Here is a 19,924-nt window from a genome sequence, read left to right as displayed (position 1 = left end):
TACAGTGAAGCCATGACGACACACACCCCCGACGAGGCCGGAATCGTCCCGGAGACGAAGAGCTGGACCTGGGTCCTCGAACGCCCCTGCCCCGACTGCGGGCTCGATACGGCCCAGGTCGCGTTCCGTGCGCTGCCCGAGGTGATCCGTGAGGTCGCCGCCGCGTGGCCCGCGGTCCTGGAGCAGGCCGACGTCCGGACGCGGCCCGACCGGCAGACCTGGTCGCCGCTCGAGTACGCGGCCCACGTGCGCGACGTGTTCCGCATCTTCGACGTCCGACTGCGGCTCATCCTTGACGAGGACGACCCGACGTTCGCGAACTGGGACCAGGATGCGACGGCCGTCGAGGAGCGTTATGGCGAGCAGGACCCGCGGGTCGTCTCAGCGGAGTTGACCGAGGCTGCGGCGACGCTGGCAGCCGCGTTCGAGCGGGTCCCCGACGATGCGCTCGGCCGGACCGCCCGCCGGAGCGACGGAGCGCGATTCACGACGGAGACGCTCGGCCGCTACTTCATCCACGATCCCATCCACCACCTGCGGGACGTGACGCGGGCGCGGGCGTAGCCGCATCTGAGTCGTCGTCGAGCGGTTCCTGCGCCCTCGCGCGGAACGCGATCGTGTTGACGCGGTTGCTGCAGCGCACGGAGCAGTACCGTTTCGATCCGTTGCGTGACAGGTCGACGAGGAGGCCGTCGCAGTCGTCGGCCGCGCACAGGCGCAGACGGTCCCAGGCGTCGGACCGCACGACGTCGACGAGTGCCATGGCGATCTCGGTCTGGATCCGATCGACCAGCGGGGCGTCGAACTCGGTCGCGTGGAGATGCCAGTCGAAGCCGTCGTGGCGGCGCAACTGGGGGAGCGCGGCCGACTCGCGGAGCATCGCGTTGATCTCCGTGACGGCCTGGTCGCGGGTGTCGGGGCCGTCCGCGTCGGTCCGCCACAGGGCGTGGACCCGCTCCCGGAGTGCTGCCACGGCGGCGCGCTCGGGCTCGTCGCCGTCCACCCTGCCCGAGTAGCGGCTGACGCGGAGGAGCTCGACGAGTCGTGCCGGTGTCGCGAGCTCGTCGTCGCCGCTTCGGGAGGCTTCGGCGCGGGTGTTCACGAGCAGCGCGGCGAAGAGCAGCGCGTCCTCGGTGTCAGGGGCAAAATGCAAGTTGACTCCTTACTCACTCCGACGATAGCTTCATCTCAGCCGGGCGTCCACCCTTCCGCCGGCCCCACTCGCGGCAGTCGGAGGCTCGCATGAAGTCCACATCCTCGACCACGGTCGGTCTGCTCGTCGCCGTGCTCGCCGCGGTCGCGTTCGGCACGTCGGGAGCCTTCATCAAACCGGTGCTCTCGTCCGGGTGGAGTCCGGCCGCAGCGGTCACCGTCCGGGCGTTGATCGGCGGTCTGGTGCTCGCGCCGTTCGCCCTCATCGCGCTCCGTGGTCGTTGGGACTCGGTGTGGCGAGGCCGCTGGCGACTTCTCGGCATGGGCCTCATCGGTGTGGCTGCGACGCAGCTCGTCTACTTCGCCGCACTGCAGACCATCGCCGTCGGCACCGCGATCCTCGTCGAGTACATGGCGCCGCTCCTGCTCGTCGCGGTCGCGTGGGTGCTGACCAGGCATCGCCCCGCGACCGTCGTGCTCGTCGGTTCCGTCGTGTCGCTCGTGGGGCTCGTGCTCGTCGTCGCTCCGAGTGGTGGCGCGACCCTCGACCCTGCGGGCCTCGTCTTCGCGATCCTCGCGATGGTCGGGTGCGCGGCCTACTACGTCATCTCCGCTCGCCCGGCCAAGGGGCTCCCGCCCGTCGCCTTCGCGTCCATCGGGCTGCTCATCGGTGCGCTCAGCCTGTGGCTCGCCGGGCTCGTCGGGGTGCCGTTCACGACGTCGGACAGCGACGTCACCGTCCTCGGGACCGCGGTGGCCTGGTGGGTGCCCCTCCTGTTCGTCGGCGTGGTGTCGACGGCGGTGGCCTATGCGTCGAGCATCACCGCGAGTCAAATGCTCGGCTCCCGGCTCGCCTCCTTCGCCGGGCTCCTCGAGGTGGTTGCGGCGACCGGCTTCGCGTGGGTCCTCCTGGGGGAGCAGCTGTCGCTCGCGCAGCTCTTCGGCGGGTTGTGCATCCTGCTCGGCATCGGTTTCGTGCGCTCCGAGCGCGCTCCGGCCGTGCCGATCCCCGTCCCCGTGCAGTGACCGGCCGAGCGGATCCGGGCTCAGCCCGCTGAGGTCGGTACCGTGTCGAGATCAGCGATGATCGCCGCGACCGCTGCCCGACCCGCCCGGTTGGCACCGACCGTCGACGCGGACGGGCCGTAGCCGATGAGGTGCAGCCGTGGTTCGTCGGCGGCCCGGGTGCCGTCGATCCGGATCCCGCCGCCAGGGAGGCGGATCCCGAGCGGTGCGAGGTGGTCGAGCGCCGCTCGGAACCCGGTGGCCCAGAGGATCGCGTCGACGGGCAGGAAGGAGCCGTCGTCGAGGATCACCCCGTCCTCCTCGATGCGCCGGAACATCGGGTGCCGCACGAGCACCCCTCTCGCCTCGGCCGACCGCGCCCACGGCGTCCAGTGCATGCCCGTCACCGAGATCACGCTGCCCGGTGGGAGTCCCTGCCGGACACGCTCCTCGACGCCCGCGATCGCCGCGACCCGTGCCGCGGTGTCGAATTCGTCCTCCACCCACTCCGGCTCGCGACGCGTCATCCACACCGTCTCGCCGACGCGGGAGATCTCGTCGAGGAGCTGGATGGCGGACACGCCTGCACCCACCACGATCACGCGCTGGCCGCGGAACTCCTCGGCCGAGACGTAGTCGGCCACGTGCAGCTGACGCCCGGTGAAACGCTCGCGGCCCGGATAGGCGGGCCAGAACGGCTTCGTCCAGGTGCCGGTGGCGTTCACGACCGTACGGGTGCGGAACACCGTGGGCGGCTGACGGGCGCTCGCCGCGGTCTCGACGAGGAGTCGTCCGTGCGGGTCGTCGTCCTCCCGCCGCACGGCGCGCACGTGCACCGGGCGACGCACGGCCAGCGCGAAGCGTTCCTCGAACGCCGCGAAGTACGGCGGGATGACGTCGACGCTGGGGGAGGTGGGGTCGAGCTCGGGCTTCGGCATCCCGGGGAGGTCGTAGATGCCGTTGACCGTCGCCATCGTGAGCGAGCGCCAGCGGTGCTGCCAGGCACCACCCGGGGCGTCGTCGGCGTCGAGCACGACGAAGGTGCGGGCGTCGCCGTCGGCCGCTCGGCCTCCGGCTGCGTCGAGCGGTACTGCGTCGAGCGGCACGAACCCGCGACGGTGGAGGTGGTACGCGGCGGAGAGGCCGGCCTGACCCGCGCCGACGACCACGACGTCGACGGTCTCCGGAGTGCTCACGTGGGGCTCAACGTCGCCGGCCGCCCGCGCATTTCCGAAGTCCGTGCCGGACACCGCGGAACCGGCTCACTCGGCTCAGCCGTGGGCCAGGACCTGCACGCCGATCACGAGCACACCGAGGAGGACGAGCGCTGCAAGGGCGATGAGCTGCTGCCAGATCGTCAGCCGAGCGCGACGGACCGCGAACCATCCGCTCAGCCCGAGCGTGATCAGGTACACGATCGCCGAGACGCGCAGCGAGGTCGCCACCTCCATGACCCCGACGACGGCGAGCACGAGGAGGATGGTCGGCGTCGCCACGGTGAGCAGCGAACCCCACGCGATCCGGAGCATCGTGCGCCATCCGGCCTGGTCGGGGAAGGCGCCGTGCGCGGTGAGGTGCGCGATCATCTCGGCGACGAGACCCGCGAGCGTGATCCCGACGACGCCGATGACGAGGGAGAAGAGGGCGTCCGCCGCGTCGTGGTGCTCGACGTTCGCGGCGAGGACGAGCACGATCGCGAGGCCGGTGAACGTCGCGTAGACGCGTTCCTTGAGGTACTTCGCGACGGTCTCGACGTCGCCCGGTTCCAGGCCACGACGATGGGAGCGGTCGAACCCCCGTCGTGCATCGTCGTGGTGCGCGCGCCGTCGATCCGCCCAGGTTCCGCCGTCCGTCATGGTCGAGATGCTAGCCGACGGGCCGGGCGACGGCCGGGCGGTCCCACGGGGCGCGGGGATAGAGTGCCCGGTATGACCGAAACGATCATCACCGTCGAGGGCCGCTTCGACTACCACCACCCGGCCGAGCGTGGGACCGTCCGTCTCTCCGCGGGGTTCGAGGGGCCGGCACGAGAGCCCGTCGTCTCCAGGACCACCGCCGTACACAACGCGCTCACCCAGGCCGCACAGGCCCTCCGCGCGCAGTCGGCCGTCACCTGGTGGTCCGCCGACCGCCTGCGCGTCTGGAGCGAGCGACCCTGGAACAAGGACGGGAAGCAGTTGCCGCTCGTGCACCATGCCTCAGTGGTGCTCGAGGTGAAGTTCGCCGAGCTGCAGACGTTGGCACGCTGGGTCGAGGAGATCGCGAGCCAGGACGGCGTGACGGTGGGGGGCGTGACCTGGGCGCTCACCGAGGCGACGAAGCACCGCATCACGGCCGAGGCCCAGCACAACGCGGTCCGCGACGCCGTCGACCGCGCGACGAGCTACGCCAGGAGCCTCGGGCTCGGCACCGTCCGACCCATCGCGCTCGCGGAGCCTGGGATGCTCGGCGACGAGACACGCTCGACGAGCACCCAGAACGCCGCCCCCATGATGCGTGGGGCGGCCGCGCCGGCGGGCGACGGCGGTCTCGATCTGAAGCCGGAGGACATCACGGTCGCCGCCCGCGTGCACGCCCGCTTCGCCGCCTCCTGACCGGCCACTCCACCGTCCAAGCCGTCGCACGGCCGACGCGGGAGTGCGGCATCATGAGGGCATGAGGATCGACGAACTCGCGTACCTCCGTGCGCTCGCCGAAGACGGGCACGTCCCGTATGCGGCCGAGGCCCTGGGCATCTCCCAGTCGACCCTCACGAGGGCGATCGGCCGGCTCGAGGCGGACGCCGGGGTCGAGTTGTTCGACCGCCACAAGAACCGCCTGGAGCTCAACCGATACGGCGAGATCCTCCTCGTGCACGCACTCCGGGCGCAGACGGAACTCGACAACGCGCAGTCCCGGATCGACGAGCTCCGCGACCCCTCGGCCGGACTCGTCTCGATCGCCTACGTGTCGTCGCTCGGTGGCTGGCTCATCCCGCGGATCGTGAGCGAGTACCGGACGCTACTCCCGGAGATCCGGTTCGTCCTCGACGGCGGCAAGGCGGACAGTGTGCTCGACGCACTCCGCTCCGGCTCGGCCGATGTCGCCTTCCTCAGCCCGGAACCGCGCGATCCGGAGATCGAATGGCGTCCGCTCACCTCCGAGCGGCTCGCGCTCGGGGTGCCGGCCGGGCATCCGCTCGCGGAACGGACGTCGCTCGCCGCCGGTGATCTCGAGCAGACGGAGTTCCTCGCGATGACCACCGACTCCGGTCTGCGGCAGATCGCGGACGCGTACTTCGCCCGCCACGGGATCGTGCCACGGGTGTCGATGGAGGTCTCGGAGCTGTCGACGCTCCGCGGGCTCGTGCGGTCCGGGGTCGGCATCGCCGTGCTCCCCGACTCGACGAACATCGAGGGTGTCGTGCTCGTCCCGCTCGACGACGAGGCGGTCCGGGTGATCGGCGTCGCGACCAGCCGCGTGCGTGCCGTGTCGCCGGCCGTCGAGCAGTTCGTGCGGTTCGTCCGTGAGGAGTGGGAGAGCGCGCGGATCGGCCGCCCGTGAGTGCCGGGGTGCCTCGGCTCAATGCTCGTGCGTCGAACTCCATGGCGTGAAGGCGTCGGGGTAGCGCGCCCAGGCCGCCGGACCGGCGAGGAGCTCCTCGTCCGTGAGCGTGCAGCCGTGCAGGGCGGCGGTGATCGAGGCCTCGTCGAGGTCGATACCGGTGATGACGAGCTCCTGACCGAGCGGGGCCCCCGGATCGCTCGTCTCGAACGAGGTCGGCTCCAGGTCGATCATCGAACCGACGTGCTGGAAGACCCCGACGCGCGACGCTCGGGTCGCGAGGGCGAGGAAGCCGGCGGTGCGGATCACCTGTCCGAGGTCGCCCGCCTCGACGGGTCCGTCGAAGCAGGCGAGCAGGCGCTCCGGGTGGATCGGTCGAGGGCTGTCGAACCGGAGGGTGGTCACACGCTCGTGGTCGACCCACGGACGGTGCTCGCCGTTCAGCATCGCGATCCATCCGGGTGAGGTGGTGAAACGCTCGAGGTCGAAGGGCGAGTCGCGGTAGCGCGCGAGCGGCTGACGGGTGCTCGCCCCCGCCGCGACCCCGGGCGTCGCTCGAGGACGGGTCGCGACCGGTTCGACCAAGCGCGTCAGTGCCGTCGGGTTCAGGTGGCTGAGCAGGGCGAGCAGGACGGCGAGCTGTGCATGGGTGACGCCGCGCCGTCCGGCGAGGGCGATGGTGTCGGCGTACTCGATGTGCTCGACGGTGATCATCGACCGGGCGGTGTACACGGTGTCGCCGTCGTCGTCCTCGTGGGTCACGTACTCGTCGTCGTGCAGGTCGCGCAGGAGGTGTGCGGCGTCGACGACCGTCACCACCGCGTCGAGGAACGCCTCGTCCCGATGCCCGAGGACCGCGGAGACCGCGTCCACAGGACGGACCGTGCTCCCGCAGTCGAGGACGAGATGTCGCGGGGCGAGCGGGTGTCGCACGATCGCGTCGATCGCGTCGTCGATCTCGGCGTGGGCGCTCTCGCCGAGATCGGACCGTTCGATCGAGACGAGTGCGGACGAGGAGCCGGCGATCTGGCGGGCGACGGTGCGGCGCTCGGGTGGGCAGGTGCCGAGGACGAGGGTCACGGTCAACAACGGGGCGCTGGTGCGGGTCACGGCTGGCTCTCCTGAACAGTGGTGCTACGGTGGCTTTGTTGAGAATCGTTCTCAACAAGTTAGCACGCATCACCACCACGGGAGGCCACCATGAAGGTCCGCGCATCGCTCAAGTCGTTGAAGGACAAGCCGGGTTCACAGATCGTCCGACGGCGCGGGCGGGTCTTCGTGATCAACAAGCTGAACCCGCGCTGGAAGGGCCGCCAGGGCTGACCCGCGGACCGCTCAGCTGGAGAGGAACCCCACGACGATCGCGACCACGCCGATCGCCGCGATGATGAACGCCCAGAAGCGCACCGGGATGAAGAACAGGGTCGAGCTCGGCCGGCTGTAGAGCTGTTCGCCGGTCTGCGGGTGGAGCACCGGGACGGCTTCCTGCTTCACCGTCAGGCCGTGCTCGTTGACGTACGGCTGCGCGAGCTGCTGCCACACGACGACCGGGCGCGGGGCGTCCAGCTTGGCCAGCGCGTACTTCCCGAAGGCCCAGCATGCGACGGCGCCGAGGAGGAACCCGATGCCGACGAAGACGCCGGTCTGCGGTGCGCTGTCGTCGAGGTTCGGCACCGTGATCGCTTTGATGAGGAATCCGGCGCCGACGGAGAGGCCGAAGATGAGGAAGACGACGATGCCCCAGCGGGTCCAGATGATCATGTGAGCTCCTCCTGAGGGGGCGATGCCGGGTTCGGGTGGCGCCGCGGCCGTCCGCGACGTCGTTCACGCTACCGTCGGCTCCGTCCCTGGGCGATGGGGAGCCCTGCCCATGCGGGGCGGCCGCTGTCGCCGGTCCACTGCATCGCCGGATCGCCGGACCGCCGGACCGCCGAGCCGCTGAACCGCTGTGGACGGCGCTGATCGCGCGATCACGCCCGGGATCGCCGGATACGCTGCTCTGAGAGAGCGGCGGACGGACGTCGTCAGGTGGGAGCCGGCAGCACTGGTGGGTAACGACGACGAGAAGGCACGGGTCGCGACCATCTTCGACGTCGCGCGGCTCGCCGGTGTCTCACATCAGACGGTGTCGCGCGTGCTCAACGACCTCCCGAACGTTCGTCCGGCGACACGGCTGCGGGTCGAGCAGGCGATCGCGCAGCTGCGGTACACGCCGTCGCAGGCGGCGCGTTCCCTCGTCACCCGGCGGTCGCGGACGATCGGGCTCATCACGACCGGCGGGCCGGACTACGGGCCGTCGAGTACGGCGCTCGGCTTCAATGAGGCCGCACGGGACGCCCGGTATGCGGTGAGCATGGCGAGCATGCTCGAGTCGGATCCGGCGTCGCTGCGGCAGGCGGTCGAGTTGTTGTTGCGCCAGAACGTGGAAGCCATCGTGCTCATCGCCGCACATCGCGAAGCCCTCGACGCGGTGCGTGGCATCGACCTGGGGGTGCCGCTCGTCGCGGTCGAATCGAGTCGCCACGACGGGTTCCACAGTGTCTCCATCGACCAGTACCAGGGGGCACGGATCCTGGTCGACCATCTCGTCGGGCTCGGGCACCGGCGGATCGCGCATCTCGCCGGACCGGCGGATTCGGTGGATGCCCTCGAGCGGGTGCGCGGGTGGCGGGACGCGCTGTCGCAACACGGTCTCGTCGCGCGCGAGCCGCTCGTCGGGGACTGGACGCCGGCGAGCGGGTTCCGGTTGGGGCGGGAGCTCGTCGCGACTCGGGGCGCCGGCGACGGTCCGTCCGGTGCGGGGTCGTCGTTCACGGCGGTGTTCGCGGCGAACGACCAGATGGCGCTCGGTGTGATCCACGCGCTGTCCGAGCGCGGGCTCCGGGTGCCGGACGACGTGAGTGTCGTCGGGTTCGACGACATCCCTGAGGCGGAGCACTTCGCGCCCCCGTTGACGACGATGCGGCAGGACTTCCCCGAGCTTGGCCGCACGATCATGTCGACGCTGTTGGCGGTGTTGACCGAGGCCGATCACGTCGGCACGGTGCGTTCCGTGCCGCGACTCGTGGTGCGTGTGTCGACCGCCGAGGTGGGCGTCGACCGCTGAGGGGCTGACGATGGTCACCACTGGTCCCTGAGCGCCGCGCTGATCCTTGAGTGCAGCGCTGATCCTTGAGTGCACCCCTGGTCCCTGAGCTTGTCGAAGGGCGGGATGTCCTCCGTGTGCCCTTCGACAGGCTCAGGGACCGGGTGGTCCGGTTTCGCAGAGCGGTACCGGTCCCCAGGACGGCACCGACCCCCTTTCGGTCCCTGAGCTTGTCGAAGGGCAGCGTGGGCGCTTGTGGGCAGACGGGGGCCTTGTGTCAGGCGGCGAGGCGGATGCGTCCGCCGCGGATGGGGGTTCGGTGTCGGTCGATGGTGCCGGGTGGGATGAACCAGGGGATGCCGTCGCGGACGTCGATGGTCCAGTGGTCGTCGTGGATGCGGTGGTGGTGGAAGGGGCAGAGGAGGATGCCGTTGTCGAGGTCGGTGGGGCCGCCTGCTGACCACCAGGTGAGGTGGTGGGCTTCGGTGAAGGAGGGTGGGTGGGTGCAGCCGGTCCAGGCGCAGCCGCCGTCGCGTTGGGCGAGGGCGAGTTTCTGGGCGCGGGAGAACAGGCGGGTGCCGGTGCCGAGGTCGAGGACGTGTGAGGGTCCGCCGAGGACCATGGGGATGAGTTTCGCGTCGGCGGCGAGGCGGCGGAGGGCGCCTGGTCCGATGGGTTCTTCGATGCCGTCGATGGTGGCTGTGCCGGTACCGGTTTCGAGGGTGTCGTGGTCGACGCGGATGACGACGGAAACGGGTGCGAGCTCGGTCGCGGCGCCACTGCAGCCGGCGGTGTGGCGGAAGATCTCGGTGAGGGCGATGGCGCGGCGCCGGTCGGTGGGGATCACCGACAGGCCGTCCGGCATGACGGCCCCGGACCCCTCGGGCTGATCGTCGGCAGTGTCGGTGGCGGTGTCGGCGTCCACGAAGGACGGTCGGCGCAGTCCGGCGCCGATGAGGGCGTCGAGTCCGGCGCGGACGAAGGCGGCGCTTTCGGGGGCGAGTTCGGCGCGGAGGAGGGTCATGCCGGAGGGGAGTTCCGTGAGGGTGGCGCGTTCAGCTCGGCGGAGGAGTTCGTCGCGTGGTTCTCGGCCGTCCTGGTCGAGGCGGGTGCGGACGAGTTTCGCGATGCGGACGACGTCCTGCAGGGGTGCGTTGGCGGCGTGCTCGATGGCGATGACTGACGCCGCCTGGAGTTCGGCGGTGGCGCAGATGCGGCCCGCGTTGCGGAGTTCGCGGACGATGACGGCGGCGCCGTCGACACTGAGCGGAGCGGGTGCCGTGCCAGCAGCCTCGGCCGGAGCGGGACCGGCGCTGTCCGTATCGGCCGAGACGGAGGAAGCGTCGGCGCCTGGTGTCGCCTCGAGGGCGGAGGCGATCGCGGGGAACGGGCACGCCTCCAGCTCACCGAGGAGCCCGCGCGGTTGCGTGATCGCGGCGCCGACCTCAGCGAGGACCGAACCGCGGGCGCGCGCCACCCGCCACCGCTCGGACACCATCACACCAGGGTTGGCATAGCCCGAGGCGCGGACGAGGCTGCCGTCGCGGCCCGTCGGCGACGGCCGGAGCGCGATCGCCCCGGTGACCCGCGCCGCGAGGACCTCGACCGCGTGCTGCACGGCCCCGAGTTCGTCGAGGACCCGGAACAGAGCCTCACCGTTCATGCTCTCCAGCTGCTCCGCAACATTCGAGCCGGCACGGATCGCGTCGAGCGCGCCGTGCCACACGGCATCGAACCCGGCCGCGGCGGCGGCGAGGGGGTTCGGTGCGGTGCTGGTCATGGTTCCATCCAAACACGGACCACTGACACTGGAACATCGGCAGAACTTCCTGCTGATCTGGTTTTTTATGCGACAGGTGTGGTCTGCCGCGTGTGCCCTTCGACAAGCTCAGGGACCGAGGGGTCGGGTCTCGAGCGCGATGGGGGCGTCCGTACGCCCTTCGACAAGCTCAGGGACCGGGGTCACGCTTCGAGACGGGAACAGGGAGCGGGAGTGCCCTTCGACAAGCTCAGGGACCGGGGTTCTGTGGTGGATGCGGCGGCCGGGAGCGTCCTGAGGTCGGAGTCGGACCCCGGCAAAGCCGTTCACCGGGGTCCCCTTCGACAGGCTCAGGGACGGAGGGCGCCCCTCGACAGGCTCGGGAACCGGGAGTGCGCTCCGGCAGGCTCAGGGACCGGGAATGCCTTTCGGCACGCTCAGGAACCGGAGTCATCCGGTGACGGATTCGGCGGACGGGAACGCCCCTCGGCTGGTGCTGTGCCCGGGCGTACACTCGCCGCATGCGTTCATCGCAATCGACACGGTTCTCGCGCTCATGCGGGCGTTCCACGAGCAGGATCGAGCCGCAGCCGAGGCGCTCATCCACGCGGACTTCGTCTTCACGAGTCCACAGGACGATCATCTCGACCGGGTCGCCTGGTTCGAGCGCTGCTTCCCGAGCGCCGACCACTTCGACGCCCCGAGTGTCACGCTGCAGGTCGTCGAGACCGACGGCATCGTCTTCCACCGGTACGAGTACGCCGTCGACGGCACGACCTTCCGGAACGTGGAGACGACCCGTGTGGTCGACGGTGCCGTGCGCGAGGTCGAGGTGTACTTCGGCGGTGCCGTGTGAGGTCCGGCCGGCGGAGGCACTCGTGCCGCCAGTCCGAAGCGGCGTGCTCCTGGGGGTGATCGGGGGCTGCCCCGATCATCTCGCGACATTCGTCTGACAGCATTGAGTCATGCACATCAGTTCTCGTCGAACGACCCTGGCTGCGGCTCTCGCGGTCACCGCCCTCGCCCTCGGAGGCTGCTCCGCCGGTGCTCCCTCGGCAGAGGATCGGCCTGCCTCGGCTGCGGCCACGCCGTCCGAGTCGCAGCCGCCGAGCACCCCGCTCCAGGAGCGCACGCTCACCGACGAGGTCGACGGCACCACCGTGACCGCCCTCGCGATCGTGGACGACTTCCCAGCGCCGGAGGGCACCAACTCCGGGCTGCGGCCGCTCCTCGTCCAGGTCCGCCTCGAGGCCGGCGACGAGTACGGTGGCAGCGTCTTCCCGTATCGCGTCTCCGTCACCACCCGCGCGGTCAACCTCGACGCCGTGACGCTCGGCCTCGGAACCCCCGAGGAGCTGAAGGCGCCGATGTCGGCCGCGGGCTACACGCAGCTGCAGGCGACGCCGCCCGGCGAGACGGCCACGGGTTGGATCGGCGCGTGGGTACGGACCGATGAGACGGAGTTCGACCTCGTCTACGACCGACGGGAGGGCAAGGTCATCGGCGGCAGCAAGAGCGGCGAGGTCGTGCCGCCGAGCCGCGACATCATCCCCCTCATCCCGAAGGACTGACCCCGCGGCAGGTCCACGTGCGTCCCGGCGACTCAGTTCGAAGGCGATCGCGGGGCGCCCGTGGTCGCGCGTTCGACCAGCAGGCACGGCAGGGTGATGTGTGAGACGTCCTGCTCCGGCTGCCGGAACCGTGCGAGCAGGGACTCGACCGCGCCGACCGCCATCTCCCGGATCGGCTGCCGGATCGTCGTGAGTCGGAACGACTCCCAGGCGGCCATCCGGACGTCGTCGAACCCGAGCACGGAGACGTCGTCGGGCACGGACAAACCGAGCGCCGCAGCCGCGTTCAGTGAGGCGAAAGCGAGCAGGTCGTTGTGGCAGAACACGGCTGTCGGGGCGTCCTCGCGTCGGAGCATGCTCGTCGCGGCCGTGTAGGCGCGGTCGTACTCCAGGCCGCCGACGTCGAGGAGCGATGCGTCGAGTTCGATGCCTCGCGTGTCGAGCTCGGCGAGGAAGCCTGCGTGGCGGTCGCGCACCGAGGCGGCGTCCAGCGGGCCCGCGATCACGCCGATGCGCTCGTGCCCGAGGTCGAGGAGGTGGGCTGCCGCGATGCGTCCGCCGGCGAGGTTGTCGGGTGAGATCGAGTCGGCGTCCGGCAGGGCGTCCGGCCCCATCGTGACGGCGGGCACGTCGAGGGACACGAGCCTGGCCTCGTCCTCAGGCGACAGGAGCGTGGTCGTCACGATGACGCCGTCGACGTCGCTCTCCCACAGGATCGTCGCCAGGTCCTCGACGCCGCCGAGGCGGTCGCTGAGCATGAGGGTGCGGTAGCCGGCCCGACGCAACTCCTCGCTGACGGTCTGCAGGAGCTCCGCGTAGTAGCTGTTCGTCGGGTCGCCGAGGACGACGCCGACCGTCTGCGTGCGACTCGTGACGAGGCTTCGCGCGCTGAGGTTGGGCCGGTAGCCGAGTCGCGCGATCGCGTCCTGCACCTGCGCGTGCATCTTGGGCGACACGCTCGGGTGGCCGTTGAGCACCCGCGACACGGTCGTCTGCGACACGCCAGCAGCCTTCGCGACGTCGATGCTCGTGACTCCACGAGACCCTTTCGGCATGTCTGTGCTCCCTCGCGCCCGGTGTTCATCGTAGGCGACGAGCTCGTCCGTCGGCCAGCGCAGGGCCGACGGACGGGCGCTGTGCGTGCTTCACGGCCCCACGGTCGGACGAGTCGCGGCGTGGCGGTCGGCGCGGCTTGACAGGGCGTCATGAATACGTAACCATTTCAGGACCACCATTTCGATGCAGCAATGGAGACACGATGCGCACCCTCGGACCAGCACAGTGAGCGGGCCCCTCGACGGCCTCGTCATCGCCGACTTCTCGCAACTGCTCCAGGGGCCGTTCGCCACCCAGGCGATGGCCGACCTCGGTGCCCGCGTGATCAAGATCGAACCGCTCGGCGGCGACTGGACCCGCTCCTACGCGATGCTCAACGCCTACCCGGGTGGGGAGTCGATCAGCTACCTGGCGTTCAACCGCAACAAGGAGTCGATCGCGATCGACCTGAAGTCGCCGGAAGGCCTGGAGCTCGCCCGCCGGATCATCGCGCAGGCCGACATCGTCGTCGAGAACTTCCGGCCGGGTGTCATGGACCGCCTCGGCATCGGCTACGAGGCGTCGAAGGTCGACAACCCCGGCCTGGTCTACGTGGCGTCCAGTGGTTTCGGCGTCGACGGACCGTATGCGAAACGACCGGGCCAGGACCTCCTCGCCCAGTCGGTCGCCGGACTGCCGAACCTGCAGGGGAACATCGACGACCCGCCCGTCCCCGTCGGCATCAGCATCGCCGACGTCTCGGCCAGCCTCCACATCGTCTACGGCGCCCTCGCCGCCGTCGTGGAGCGCTCGCGCACCGGGCTCGGCCAACGGGTCGACGTCTCGCTCCTCAACAGCATCATCGCCGTCCAGACGCAGGAGTTCGTGGCCACCCTGGCCAGCGCGGAACCGCCGACGAGGCCGGGTGAGGGAGCCGGCAACGCGTTCACCGGCGCCCCCTACGGCGTCTACCCCACGCTGGACGGCTGGATCGCGATCGCGATGAACCCCGTGAAGCTGCTGGCGGAGGTGCTCGACATCCCTGAGCTCCTCGAGGAGGAGTCGAAGAACGTCATGACCGGCCGGGAGCGCATCAAGGGACTCCTCGACGCCAAGACCGCCGAATGGACGCGCGACGACCTCCTCGACGAACTGCTCACCCACGACGTCTGGTGTGCACCCGTCAACGACTTCGCGGACGTCCCGAAGGACCCACAGGTGGTGCACAACGGCATGTTCCGGACCGTGCAGCACCCGCTCGCCGGCGAGATCACCCTCGTCGGGCCACCGATCGCGTTCTCGTCGCAGACGACGGACCGGTTCGACGCCCCTCCGCTCCTCGGCGCGGACACCAGGAGCATCGCGGAGGAGTTCGGGTCGATGCGGCCCGACGAGGTCGAATCGCTGCTCACCAAGGGGGTGCTCCGTGGCTGAACCGACCACCGGCTCGCCGTCGACCGAACCGGTCGTCCTGTCCAGGATCGACGGTCGGACGGCCGTCATCACGATCAACCGACCCGAGGTGCGGAACGCCGTCGACGCGCGGGTGGCCGCGGGGCTGGCTGACGCGATGGCCCGTGCCGACGAGGACCCGGAGGTCTGGACGATCGTCCTCACCGGTGCCGGCGACCGGGCATTCAGCGCTGGCGCCGACCTCAAGGCCGTCTTCCGGGGTGAGGACGTCCACGACCCCAAACGCGAGCACCTCGGCTTCGCCGGATTCGTGCGGCACGACCTCGGCAAACCTGTCATCGCTGCGGTCAACGGCCTCGCCCTCGGCGGCGGCTTCGAGATCGTGCTCCACTGCGACCTCGCGATCGCCGCCTCCTCGGCCGTCTTCGGCTTCCCCGAGGCCCGTGTCGGCAAGATGGCGGCGGCCGGAGGTGCCTTCCGCATCGGCCGGCAGATCCCGCCGAAACTCGCCGCCGAGCTCCTGTACACGGCCGCGCCCATCAGCGCGGACCGGGCGCTCGACCTCGGCCTCGTCAACCGGGTCGTCGCCGACGGCGAGGCCCTGGATGCGGCCCTGGAACTCGCCGCCCTGATCAACCGGAACTCCCCGTTGTCCGTACGCGCCAGCAAGCGCTCGCTCCTCGGTGTCGACCACGACGGCTCCGCGCGCGAGGCGGACGACTGGGACCGCATCGCATCCATAGACGCCGAACTGTTGCATTCCGCAGACGCCGAGGAGGGCGTGCGCGCCTTCGTCGAGAAGCGCGAACCCCGCTGGACCGGCAGGTAGAGAGGACCACCGTGAGCATCGACACACCGACCAGACCGCCCAGAGGGGCGAGCCCGACGCGGTCGCGTGAGGCGTTCGCCGCGCACATCCGGCGGACCGTCCTCCTCGAGGCGGAGATCGCGGGCAGTGGCCACTACGGCCCGAGTCTGTCCTGCGCCGACCTGCTCGCAGCCCTCTACTCGGGCTTCCTGCGCGTGGACCCGGCCGACGCCGACCGGCTCGACCGTGACCGACTGGTGCTGAGCAAGGGACACGCCTGCTCCGCGCTCTACGCCGTCCTGGCCGACCTCGGCTTCTTCCCGGCCGAGGAGCTGCGCACGTACACGCGACTCGGCACTGCCTACGGCGATCACCCCGACATGAAGAAGGTCGCCGGGATCGACTTCTCCTCCGGCGCGCTCGGGCACGGGCTGTCGATCGCGGTCGGCATGGCGGTGCACGCACGGCTCCGCGGTGACGGCGCCCGCACGGTCGCGATCGTCGGTGACGGCGAGTTGAACGAGGGCCAGATCTGGGAGGCCGCAGGCTACGCGGGCGCCAACCGGCTGTCGGGGCTCCTCGCCATCGTCGACGTCAACACGGTCTGCGTCGACGGGACCACCCGGGAGGTGCTCGACTACGAGCCCATCGGCGACAAGTGGGCTGCTTTCGGCTGGGCGGTCGAGCGCATCGACGGGCACGACGCCGACGCGATCGACGCGGCCCTCGCCCGCTTCGAGGCGCGGCACGCGGCCGGCGGCGCGCCGACCGTCCTCGTCGCCGACACCGTCGCGGGCAAGGGCATCCCGGCGATCGAGGGCATGGCCGAATGGCACATCGGGTACCTCGGCGGTTCGGACCTCGCCACCGCGCTGGAACAGCTCGGCACCCGTGTCGAGGAGCCCACCGACGATCACGCCGCTCCGCGTCCGATCGCGACCGAGGAAGGCCACTGACATGCCGCTCGAGAGACGAACCACGGTCCTCACCGACCCGAGCTCCTACGATCACGAAGGACGCGCCGGATACCCGACGCGCTCCATCGGGTCGATCCTCGCCGACCTCGCCGACGAGGACCCGCGCATCATGGCGGGCAGTGCCGACCTCACCTGGTCGACGTTCCTCGCCGACTTCCCCGCCAGGCACCCCGACCGCTTCATCCAGGCGGGAATCGCCGAGCGCAACCTGCTCGGTATCGCCGCCGGACTCGCCTCCTGTGGCGCGGTCCCCTACATGTCGACGTTCTCGGCGTTCGCGAGCATGCAGAGTCTCGACGTGATCCGGAACGACCACGCATACACCAACCTCCCGGTCCGGACCATCGGCACCCACACGGGCATCTCGATGGGGTACTTCGGCTCCTCCCACCATGCGATCGAGGACATCGGGGCACTCCGTTCGATCCCGAACCTCACGGTCGTCTCGCCGGCCGACCTCGTGGCGACCGAGGCGCTCATCCGTGGCACGGTCGACCTGCCAGGACCGGTCTACTTCCGGCTGGGGCGCGGCGCGAGCGGTCCGGACGTCTACGAGACGACGTCCGAGGTGGTGTTCGGGGAGCCGACCGTCGTCCGGCGCGGTTCCGACATCCTCGTCGTCGCCAGCGGGATCACGGTCCACGCGGCACGCGACGCGGCGGACGCCCTCCGCGCGGACGGCCGTCTGGACGTCACCGTCGTCGACCTCCACACGATCCGGCCGTTCCCGGCCCAGGCGGTCGCTGACCTCGCCGCGCAGCACGACGCGGTCGTCGTCGTCGAGGACCACGTGGTCGACGGCGGTCTGGGCACCAGCGTCCTCACCGCGCTCGCGGACCTCGACGTCGGCGTGCCCGCGTACCGACACGGGTTGCACGACTTCGCGATCTTCGGTCCCCCGACGCACCTGTACCGCTACTACGGCCTCGACGCCGAGGGCATCGCGACCGTCGTCGAGCGCGTGTCCGACCGGGCGCCGCGTGACCGCACGATTCCGCTGTGGGAGGAGGCCGACCGGTCCAGGGTGCTCGCGGAGCAGCAGGCGGCCGATGCGCTCCGCAAGCCGGAGATCACCTTTGCCTGAGTCCCCGCTGCCGACGCGCCTCCGGAGGCGGGTGCGGATCGTGGACGCCACGCGCGTCGTCGTCGAGACGGTCGCGCCGGTCGAACCCGGCGCGGGCGAGGCTGTCGTCCGGGTCGAGAGCTGCGGGCTGTGCGGATCGGACGCCACCATGTTCGCGGGCCGCCATCCGGTCATCCGGCCGCCGATCGTCCCGGGCCATGAGATCGTCGGCATGGTGTCGGCCGTCGGTGACGGCGCGGACGAGCTGCTCGGTCGGCGCGTCGCGGTCCTCCCGCAGCTCGGCTGCGGCGTCTGCCGCCAGTGTCGACGCGGCCATGCGCGACTGTGTGCCGACATGCGACTGATCGGCGGGCAGGTCGACGGGGGAGCGGCCGACGAGGTGACCGTCCCGGCGGCGTCGCTCGTGATCGTGCCGGAGGACGTCCCGGCCTCGATCGCCCCGATCGTCGAACCGCTCGCCGTCGCCAGGCACGCCGTCTCGCGCGTCGACGTGGCAGACGCCGAGGTGCTCGTCGTCGGTGGAGGGCCGATCGGGCTCCTCGTCGCGCTGTGCATCCGCGCCGATGGCGCACGCTCGGTCACCCTCGTCGAACCCGTCACCTCGCGGCAGGAGATCGTCACCCACTTCGGGATCCCGGTCGTCGACGCACTGCCGGACGACGGCCCGGCCGCAGCCGAGTTCGACGTCGTCTTCGACTGCGTCGGCGGCGCCCTGCCGGAACGGTTGCTCGGCCTGGTCGCCGCGGGCGGTTCCTTGGTGCTCGTCGGGGTGGCCGCACCGGAGCTGTCGTTCGACGGGATGCTGCTGCAGCGCCAGGAGCGGACGATCCTCGGATCCCACATGTACTCACGGACCGACTTCGAAGCGGCCCTGCGGCTCCTCGCCGAGGGGCTGCTGCCGACGGACGCGGCGTCGCTCGGCCTCCTGTTCGACCGACGGCCGCTCGATGACGCCGTCGCTGCCTTCGACGACCTGGTCGGGCGTCGCTCCCCGGCGATCAAGATGTTGCTGATCCCCTGAGGACACGGCTGGGCGAGCCACCGCCGGGTGGACGGCTCGCGCCACCCACCCGACGGATCTCAGGCCTCGGTCGCGGTCTTCGTCCGCGTGCCCGTCGTCGCGTCCGCCGAGGGGATCTCGCGGTGCAGCGTCTCCGGGAGGGCGATGATGCCGATCAACCCGATCACGCTGAGGACGATGAGGTAGATCGCGACGAGCCAGGGGGCGCCGCCGCTCGCCGCGACGAGGGCCGTCGCGACCAGTGGCGCCGTTCCGCCGACGATCGCGACTGGGATCTCCCGCGAGATCGCGATACCGCTCCACCGCATGGAGGTCGGGAAGAGCTCGGCGAGCATCGCCGCCGAGACCCCGATCGTCGCGCCTTGCACGATGGCGAGGCCGAGGATGAGGGCGATGCCGACCAGCACGGAACTCTCCGTCTGGAACAGGAGGAACATCGGGAACGCGTAGACGATCCCGAAGATCGCCGTCGCGATGAGGACCGGCTTCCGGCCGATGCGGTCGGCGAGCTTGCCGAAGAGCAGGACGGCGGGCACGGTGATGAGCTGCGCGATGATGAGGCCGGTGAGGGCGACGGTCGGTGCGACCGTGAGCGTGCCGGTGACGTAGGAGACCGAGAACGTACCGACGACGTACGTCCACGGCAGGGCGAAGACGAAGATCGCCATTCCGGAGAGCAGCACCCGCCAGTGTCCGCGCACGGCCTGGACGAGCGGAGCCCGACGGATCTCCCCGTCGCGCTCGACCGCTTCGAACGCCGCAGTCTCCTTCACACGGAGGCGGAAGTACAGGGCGAACCCGACGATGACGACGCTCGCGATGAACGGGATGCGCCATCCCCAGGCCTGGAACTGCTCGACCGGGAGCATGGTGAGGAGCGCGAACGCCCCGGTGGCGAGCGCCATCCCGACATACACCGCTGCGCCGGGGAACCCTGCGGTGAACGCCCGGTTCTTCACATCCGAGGACTCGCTGGCCATGGTCATCGCCCCGGCGAACTCGGCACCGGCGCCGGCGCCCTGGAAGATGCGCAGAATGATGAGGATGATGGGCGCCCAGGCGCCGATGGTCTCCGCCGTCGGCAGCAGGCCGATGAGCGTCGTGGCCGTGCCCATCATGAGCAGCGTGACGAGCAGGGTGGTCTTCCGGCCGACGCGGTCGCCGAAGTGGGCGAAGATCAGGCCGCCGACGGGGCGTGCTCCGAAGCCGACGGCGAAGGTGGCGAAGGCGCCGAGCACGCCGGCCAGCTCACCCCCGCCGGGGAAGAACAGCGGGGCGAACACGAGCGCCGTCGCTAGGCCGTAGAGCGTGAAGTCGTACCACTCGATGACGGTTCCGACGGAGCTGCCGATCACCGCCCTTCGGCGCTGTTGTCTGGAATCGAGTTCGATCTGGTCGTGGGGGTTCTGATGGGACATGTCACTCCTTCGTGGTGGTCCGTGAGGGGTCCCGTCGCAACCGGACCCGTCTT

The 19,924-nt window shown here is 70.5% G+C and carries 21 protein-coding genes; 13 read left to right on the top strand and 8 right to left on the bottom strand.

Annotated features, from left to right (window positions below):
- The first annotated feature begins 12 nt into the window (after positions 1-12).
- Complete coding sequence (locus tag ITJ57_RS18480; protein ID WP_194671433.1) at positions 13-564, top strand: DinB family protein; 552 nt, start codon at positions 13-15, stop codon at positions 562-564.
- Here the strand turns inward: ITJ57_RS18480 and ITJ57_RS18475 are convergent.
- Positions 512-1,153 (bottom strand): ABATE domain-containing protein, encoded by a 642-nt coding sequence (locus ITJ57_RS18475; RefSeq protein ID WP_194671432.1) that lies wholly within the window; start codon positions 1,151-1,153, stop codon positions 512-514. The genes ITJ57_RS18480 and ITJ57_RS18475 overlap by 53 nt on opposite strands.
- An 89-nt stretch (positions 1,154-1,242) precedes the next feature.
- Here ITJ57_RS18475 and ITJ57_RS18470 point away from each other — a divergent pair, with 89 nt between their 5' ends.
- On the top strand, positions 1,243-2,178 hold the full coding sequence (locus ITJ57_RS18470) for a DMT family transporter (RefSeq protein ID WP_194671431.1): 936 nt from the start codon (positions 1,243-1,245) through the stop codon (positions 2,176-2,178).
- Positions 2,179-2,198: 20 nt separating this feature from the next.
- Here ITJ57_RS18470 and ITJ57_RS18465 read toward each other — a convergent pair whose 3' ends face one another.
- Both ITJ57_RS18465 and ITJ57_RS18460 read right to left on the bottom strand, forming a co-directional pair.
- The gene (locus ITJ57_RS18465) at positions 2,199-3,353 is read right to left on the bottom strand and encodes an FAD-dependent oxidoreductase (RefSeq protein ID WP_370582498.1); all 1,155 of its coding nucleotides are present in this window, start codon (positions 3,351-3,353) and stop codon (positions 2,199-2,201) included.
- Between the two features lie 75 nt (positions 3,354-3,428).
- A complete protein-coding gene (locus ITJ57_RS18460) occupies positions 3,429-4,013 on the bottom strand; it encodes a hypothetical protein (protein ID WP_194671430.1) in 585 nt (194 codons plus the stop codon).
- A 72-nt stretch (positions 4,014-4,085) separates the two neighbouring features.
- On the opposite strand from ITJ57_RS18460, the gene ITJ57_RS18455 reads away from it, so the two are divergent.
- Together ITJ57_RS18455 and ITJ57_RS18450 are read left to right on the top strand one after the other, a co-directional pair.
- A complete protein-coding gene (locus ITJ57_RS18455; RefSeq protein WP_194671429.1) occupies positions 4,086-4,751 on the top strand; it encodes an SIMPL domain-containing protein in 666 nt (221 codons plus the stop codon).
- A gap of 61 nt (positions 4,752-4,812) precedes the next feature.
- The gene (locus ITJ57_RS18450) at positions 4,813-5,700 is read left to right on the top strand and encodes a LysR family transcriptional regulator (RefSeq protein ID WP_194671428.1); all 888 of its coding nucleotides are present in this window, start codon (positions 4,813-4,815) and stop codon (positions 5,698-5,700) included.
- An 18-nt stretch (positions 5,701-5,718) separates the two neighbouring features.
- On the opposite strand, the gene ITJ57_RS19905 is transcribed toward ITJ57_RS18450, so the two are convergent.
- Positions 5,719-6,810: a GTP-binding protein gene (locus ITJ57_RS19905; RefSeq protein ID WP_194671427.1), complete on the bottom strand. Its 1,092-nt coding sequence runs from the start codon at positions 6,808-6,810 to the stop codon at positions 5,719-5,721.
- 90 nt (positions 6,811-6,900) lie between these two features.
- Between ITJ57_RS19905 and ykgO the strand changes: the two genes are divergently transcribed.
- Positions 6,901-7,023, top strand: coding sequence for a type B 50S ribosomal protein L36 (ykgO, locus tag ITJ57_RS18440; RefSeq protein WP_056010578.1), 123 nt, complete (start codon positions 6,901-6,903; stop codon positions 7,021-7,023).
- 12 nt (positions 7,024-7,035) lie between these two features.
- Here ykgO and ITJ57_RS18435 read toward each other — a convergent pair whose 3' ends face one another.
- Entirely contained in the window at positions 7,036-7,461 is a 426-nt protein-coding gene (locus ITJ57_RS18435; RefSeq protein WP_194671426.1) for a hypothetical protein, read from the bottom strand.
- Positions 7,462-7,747: 286 nt separating this feature from the next.
- Here ITJ57_RS18435 and ITJ57_RS18430 point away from each other — a divergent pair, with 286 nt between their 5' ends.
- Positions 7,748-8,806: a LacI family DNA-binding transcriptional regulator gene (locus tag ITJ57_RS18430; RefSeq protein WP_194671425.1), complete on the top strand. Its 1,059-nt coding sequence runs from the start codon at positions 7,748-7,750 to the stop codon at positions 8,804-8,806.
- Positions 8,807-9,062: 256 nt separating this feature from the next.
- Here the strand turns inward: ITJ57_RS18430 and ITJ57_RS18425 are convergent, their stop codons facing one another.
- Positions 9,063-10,565, bottom strand: a complete 1,503-nt coding sequence (locus ITJ57_RS18425) for an HNH endonuclease signature motif containing protein (RefSeq protein ID WP_194671424.1) — start codon at positions 10,563-10,565, stop codon at positions 9,063-9,065.
- A 436-nt stretch (positions 10,566-11,001) separates the two neighbouring features.
- Here ITJ57_RS18425 and ITJ57_RS18420 point away from each other — a divergent pair, with 436 nt between their 5' ends.
- Both ITJ57_RS18420 and ITJ57_RS18415 read left to right on the top strand, forming a co-directional pair.
- The gene (locus ITJ57_RS18420; RefSeq protein WP_370582497.1) at positions 11,002-11,400 is read left to right on the top strand and encodes a nuclear transport factor 2 family protein; all 399 of its coding nucleotides are present in this window, start codon (positions 11,002-11,004) and stop codon (positions 11,398-11,400) included.
- A gap of 109 nt (positions 11,401-11,509) precedes the next feature.
- Positions 11,510-12,115: a hypothetical protein gene (locus ITJ57_RS18415; RefSeq protein WP_194671423.1), complete on the top strand. Its 606-nt coding sequence runs from the start codon at positions 11,510-11,512 to the stop codon at positions 12,113-12,115.
- 32 nt (positions 12,116-12,147) lie between these two features.
- Here ITJ57_RS18415 and ITJ57_RS18410 read toward each other — a convergent pair whose 3' ends face one another.
- Entirely contained in the window at positions 12,148-13,170 is a 1,023-nt protein-coding gene (locus ITJ57_RS18410; protein ID WP_194671422.1) for a LacI family DNA-binding transcriptional regulator, read from the bottom strand.
- Positions 13,171-13,396: 226 nt separating this feature from the next.
- Between ITJ57_RS18410 and ITJ57_RS18405 the strand changes: the two genes are divergently transcribed.
- From ITJ57_RS18405 to ITJ57_RS18385, 5 genes are read left to right on the top strand one after another with little or no spacing between them, the layout of a single operon-like run.
- Positions 13,397-14,584, top strand: a complete 1,188-nt coding sequence (locus tag ITJ57_RS18405; protein WP_194671421.1) for a CaiB/BaiF CoA-transferase family protein — start codon at positions 13,397-13,399, stop codon at positions 14,582-14,584.
- The gene (locus ITJ57_RS18400) at positions 14,577-15,392 is read left to right on the top strand and encodes an enoyl-CoA hydratase-related protein (RefSeq protein ID WP_194671420.1); all 816 of its coding nucleotides are present in this window, start codon (positions 14,577-14,579) and stop codon (positions 15,390-15,392) included. Before ITJ57_RS18405 ends, ITJ57_RS18400 begins: the two co-directional genes overlap by 8 nt.
- An 11-nt stretch (positions 15,393-15,403) precedes the next feature.
- Positions 15,404-16,327: a transketolase gene (locus ITJ57_RS18395; protein ID WP_194671419.1), complete on the top strand. Its 924-nt coding sequence runs from the start codon at positions 15,404-15,406 to the stop codon at positions 16,325-16,327.
- A gap of 1 nt (position 16,328) precedes the next feature.
- Positions 16,329-17,432: a transketolase family protein gene (locus ITJ57_RS18390; protein ID WP_194671418.1), complete on the top strand. Its 1,104-nt coding sequence runs from the start codon at positions 16,329-16,331 to the stop codon at positions 17,430-17,432.
- Between the two features lie 40 nt (positions 17,433-17,472).
- Entirely contained in the window at positions 17,473-18,453 is a 981-nt protein-coding gene (locus ITJ57_RS18385; protein WP_194671417.1) for an alcohol dehydrogenase catalytic domain-containing protein, read from the top strand.
- A 59-nt stretch (positions 18,454-18,512) separates the two neighbouring features.
- Here ITJ57_RS18385 and ITJ57_RS18380 read toward each other — a convergent pair whose 3' ends face one another.
- Positions 18,513-19,871: an MFS transporter gene (locus tag ITJ57_RS18380; protein WP_194671416.1), complete on the bottom strand. Its 1,359-nt coding sequence runs from the start codon at positions 19,869-19,871 to the stop codon at positions 18,513-18,515.
- Positions 19,872-19,924: the final 53 nt, after the last annotated feature.

The sequence above is a fragment of the Plantibacter sp. VKM Ac-2880 genome, assembly GCF_015351235.1.
In the GTDB taxonomy this organism is placed as follows: domain Bacteria; phylum Actinomycetota; class Actinomycetes; order Actinomycetales; family Microbacteriaceae; genus Plantibacter.
The sequence above is the reverse complement of the archived record's forward strand: the minus strand, read 5'-3'. Positions and strand labels throughout refer to the sequence as shown.